Consider the following 4,302-nt stretch of genomic DNA (forward strand, 5'->3'; position numbering starts at 1 on the left):
GGTCCGTACCGCCGGCGTCCTCCGCGAGGCCGACGCCGACGCCGACGGGTATTTCGTGCTGCCGACCGTGGTGACCGATCTGGCCGACGATGCGCCGCTGGCCACCGAGGAGCAGTTCGGGCCGGTGTTGCCGATCTTCGGCTACCGGGATCTGGATGAGGCGGTCACCGTGGCCAATACAACCGACTTCGGGCTGACCGCGTCGATCTGGACCCGCGACGACGCGCTGGCCGACCGCGTCGCCGCGGAGCTGGTCGCCGGCACGGTCAGCGTCAACTGTCACGGCATGGCCGCCCAGGATCCGCGGCTGCCGTTCGGCGGCGTCGGCCAATCGGGCCTTGGCCGCGAACTCGGGGTACACGGCATCCGGGCGTTCACTCAGCCGCGGGCATTTGTGCGCCAGCCAGCACCGCAATAGCCTTCAGCCCCTGCGGGGACCTTTACGTATCTGCTTTCATGCGTAAACCGTCCCCAACGCTGACGTTTGGTGTCAGGCTAACCGGCATGACAGACACCCAAGGGTATGTCGACCAGGCGATGGCGGGCATGGCTGAGCCGCAGCCGATGTATAAGGCGTTGCGTGAGTCGGCCCCGGTATTCCGGTCGCCGCAGGCGGTCGTGCTCAGCCGGCTGACCGATATCGAGATGACGCTCAAGCACACCGAGCTGTTCTCGTCGAACATGGACGCCGTCGATCTGGGCAACATTCGGCCGCTGATCCCGCTGCAGATCGACCCGCCCGAGCATGCGAAGTACCGGCGCATCCTCGATCCGTTGTTTACGCCGCGTGAGATGGCCCGCCGCGAACCACGCGTCACGGAGCTGGTGAACGAAATGATTGACCGCTTCGCGAACCGCGGCGAATGCGACTTCCACGAGGAGTTCGCCGTACCCCTGCCGTGCACGGTGTTTCTGCAGCTGCTCGGCCTGCCGCTGGAAGACCTCGACCAATTTTTGGAGTGGAAGGACCGCGTGATCCGTCCGGAGGGCGTCTCCGGCTACGACCGCCGCCACGACGCTACCGCACCTGCGGCACAACAGATTTACGACTACTTCGAGCGCGCCATCGACGACCACATCGCCAGCCCACGCGACGACGTGCTGTCTTCTTTGATCGCGGCCCGGATCGAGGGAGAACCGCTGACGCGCCACGAGATCCTCGATATCTGCTTCCTGTTCCTGATTGCTGGACTGGACACGGTGACCGATTCGCTCGACTGCTTCTTCGTGTATTTGGCCCGACACCCCGACCATCGTCACCAGCTCGTCGAGCAACCCGACGTGCTGCCGAGCGCTATCGAAGAGATGTTGCGTTGGGAGACACCGGTGCCCGGCGTCGTGCGAATCGCCATGGACGACGTCGAGGTGGGTGGCTGCCCGATCTCAAAGGGGGAGCGGGTCAGCCCGCTATTGGGTGCCGCGAACACCGACCCCGCCGAATTCCCGGACCCAGAGCTCGTCGACTTCCGCCGTAACCCCAACCGGCACCGCGCCTTTGGCGGCGGCCCGCACCGCTGTCTCGGTTCGCACCTGGCCCGGATGGAACTGCGCGTGGCGTTGCGCGAATTCCACCGGCGCATTCCCGATTACGAGATCAAGCCCGGCGCCCAGCTGACCTACACCGCCGCCTTGCGGTCGGTGGAGTCGTTGCCGTTGACCTTCCCGGTGGCTAAATGACGCGCTGCGATGATGCAGAGCGCAGCGATGAGGAGGAGCGGCGCTGATGACTCGTGTCTGTGTCGACGCAGATCGCTGCGAAGGACATGGGCGCTGCTACACGTTGGCGCCGGATGTCTTCGATGCTGACGAGGTGGGGCACGCGATCGTGCTCGTCGATAACGTTTCCGGGGATCTCGAGGCGCAGGCTGCCGAAGCCGAGAAGAACTGCCCCGAAGGCGCGATCACGTTGTCGTCCTGACGGACCCGTCAACTTTGCATTCATTGCATAAATAGCATTGACAGCCGTCGAAAACCGACGATAGTCGTCAGGTATGGCGCTGTTGCCGGATCCTGCTCCCCGTGAGCGGCAGCACGTCCTGATCTCCGTCGACGACCACGTCATCGAGCCACCGGACATGTTCGACGGCCGGCTTCCCGCCGCGCTGGCCGGACGGGCCCCGCAGATCGTGGAAACCGACGACGGCCGACAGGTATGGCGCTATGAGGACCGCGACTATCCCAACATCGGCCTGAACGCGGTGATAGGGCGGCCGCGCGAGGAGTGGAGCATGGAGGCGGCCCGCTTCGACGAGATGCGCCGCGGCTGTTGGGACATCAAGGCTCGCATCGCTGATATGGACCTGGCCGGCATCTGGGCGTCGCTGAATTTCCCGTCGCTGATCGCCGGGTTCGCCGGCACCGTGTTCTGGAAAAGCGACGACCTCGAATTGGGACTAGCGGTGTTGCGGGCCTGGAACGACTGGCTGCTGGAGGTGTGGGCCGGCAGCTTCCCCGACCGGATCATTCCGCTGCAGCTGCCCTGGCTGGCGGACCCGCAGCTGGCGGTTGAAGAGTTACGCCGCAATGCTGCACGTGGTTTCAAGGCGGTCAGCTTCCCGGAACTGCCCGCGCAGTGCGGGATTGCCAGCCTGCACACCGGGGCGTGGGACCCGTTTTTCGCTGCCTGCGAGGAGACCGGCACCGTCGTGTGCCTGCACACCGGATCCGCCCAGTGGGCGCCGATTCCCGCGCCGGACACGCCGTTCGAAACCATTACCACGCTGTTCCCGGTCAATGGCCTGGTCTCCTGCGCCGACATGCTGTGGTCAGGCATCCCAAACCGCTTCCCTCGACTGAACATCACCCTCGCCGAGGGCGGGCTCGGCTGGGCGGCAATGCTGGCGGATCGGGCGGATTACGTTCTGGCCCATTCTGCTTCGGGGCGCGAAGGCGGATCCTGGAAGGGCGATCTGCTGCCCAGCGAGGTGTTGCGGCGCAACTTCTGGTTCTGCTCAATCGACGACCCGTCGGCGTTCGGCGCACTGGATGCGATTGGCGCCCAGCGCATTCTGGTCGAAAGCGACTACCCGCACGCGGACTCGACCTGGCCGGACACCCAGGAAGTCGTCGCACGTAATGTCGCGGGCCTATCCGCAGAGGATGCCGCGCGGATCACCCACCGCAATGCTGCGGACCTCTTCAATCATCCGCTGCCCAACGACGGGTGGCTAGCAGGAGGCTAGCGGCGATCGCAAGCGCGGCGAAGCCGGGCGCAGCGGGTCGCCGCCATCAGACTAGGAGGGGCAATGCTCGACCTGCTGATCCGTGATGCCGAGATCGTCGACGGCACAGGCGCGCCCGCGTATCACGGCGATGTCGGCATCAGCGACGGGCGCATCACAGAGGTTGGTGACGTCGATGATTTAGCGACGAAAACAGTTGATGCACAAGGCCTTACTATGGCACCCGGCTTCGTCGACCTGCACACCCACTACGACGCGCAGCTGTTCTGGGACCCGACCGCGAGTCCTTCGGTGCAGCACGGTGTTACCACGGTCTTCGGTGGCAACTGCGGTTTCACCCTTGCGCCGGTGGCGGCCGACCAGCAGGACTACCTTACTCGAATGCTCGCGCGGGTCGAGGGCATGCCGCTCGACGCGTTACGCGCCGGGCTGGACTGGCAGTGGGCGTCGTTCGGCGACTGGCTGAAACGGTTCGACGGCCGTATCGCCGTCAATGCCGGCTTTCTGGTTGGGCATTCGGCGCTTCGGCTGGCGGCGATGGGGGAGGACGCAATCGGCGGTCAGGCAAGCGCCGCGCACATCGAGCGAATGGTCGCTCTACTACATCAGGCGTTATCCGATGGCGCGCTCGGGTTTTCCACGTCGCAGTCGCAAACCCACAATGACGGCTCCGGCCAGCCGGTCCCGTCACGCAGCGCGTCTCGCGACGAACTGCTGGCGCTGGCCGGTGGCGTCCGCGACCATCCGGGCACCACGCTCGAGGCGATCATTCCCGGCTGTCTGCAAGGCTTTTCCGACGACGAGGTCGCGCTGCTCACCGACATGTCGGTAGCGGCAGACCGTCCGCTGAACTGGAACCTGCTTGGTGTGTCAGCGGCGAACCCGGCCGGGCATCAGGGGCAGCTGCGTGCCTCCGAGTTCGCCGCCGAACACGGCGGTCGGGTAATCGCGCTCACTCTTCCGCATGCCATGCAGATCCGGCTGTCGTTCCTCACCGGCTTCGTGCTCGACGGGTTGCCAGGTTGGCACGACGTCATGCATCTGCCGGTGCCCGAGCGGTTGGCCGCACTCGCCGACCCGGCAGTTCGTCGCCGACTGGCCGACGGCGCCCAATCGAAGG

5 protein-coding genes are annotated in these 4,302 nt (G+C 65.6%); all 5 read left to right on the forward strand.

Translation table 11 applies throughout. The annotated features are described in order from the left end of the window. Window positions 1-418, forward strand: a 418-nt coding sequence (locus WB785_RS22780) for an aldehyde dehydrogenase family protein (protein ID WP_424082068.1), incomplete at its 5' end; no start/stop codon positions are given. An 86-nt stretch (window positions 419-504) separates the two neighbouring features. Beyond that, on the forward strand, window positions 505-1,677 hold the full coding sequence (locus WB785_RS22785) for a cytochrome P450 (protein ID WP_424082070.1): 1,173 nt from the start codon (window positions 505-507) through the stop codon (window positions 1,675-1,677). Window positions 1,678-1,723: 46 nt separating this feature from the next. Further along, the gene (locus tag WB785_RS22790) at window positions 1,724-1,918 is read left to right on the forward strand and encodes a ferredoxin (RefSeq protein ID WP_424082072.1); all 195 of its coding nucleotides are present in this window, start codon (window positions 1,724-1,726) and stop codon (window positions 1,916-1,918) included. Window positions 1,919-1,991: 73 nt separating this feature from the next. Next, window positions 1,992-3,182, forward strand: a complete 1,191-nt coding sequence (locus WB785_RS22795) for an amidohydrolase family protein (RefSeq protein ID WP_424082074.1) — start codon at window positions 1,992-1,994, stop codon at window positions 3,180-3,182. A 63-nt stretch (window positions 3,183-3,245) separates the two neighbouring features. Continuing rightward, on the forward strand, window positions 3,246-4,302 hold a 1,057-nt coding region (locus tag WB785_RS22800), incomplete at its 3' end, for an amidohydrolase family protein (RefSeq protein WP_424082076.1).

It is taken from the genome of Mycobacterium sp., from assembly GCF_049585075.1.
Classification (GTDB): Bacteria; Actinomycetota; Actinomycetes; order Mycobacteriales; family Mycobacteriaceae; genus Mycobacterium.

Coding starts and splice junctions, on each gene's coding strand:
- WB785_RS22795 (WP_424082074.1), top strand. CDS start 1,992: ATGGCGCTGTTGCCGGATCCTGCTCCCCGTGAGCGGCAGCACGTCCTG.
- WB785_RS22790 (WP_424082072.1), top strand. CDS start 1,724: ATGACTCGTGTCTGTGTCGACGCAGATCGCTGCGAAGGACATGGGCGC.
- WB785_RS22785 (WP_424082070.1), top strand. CDS start 505: ATGACAGACACCCAAGGGTATGTCGACCAGGCGATGGCGGGCATGGCT.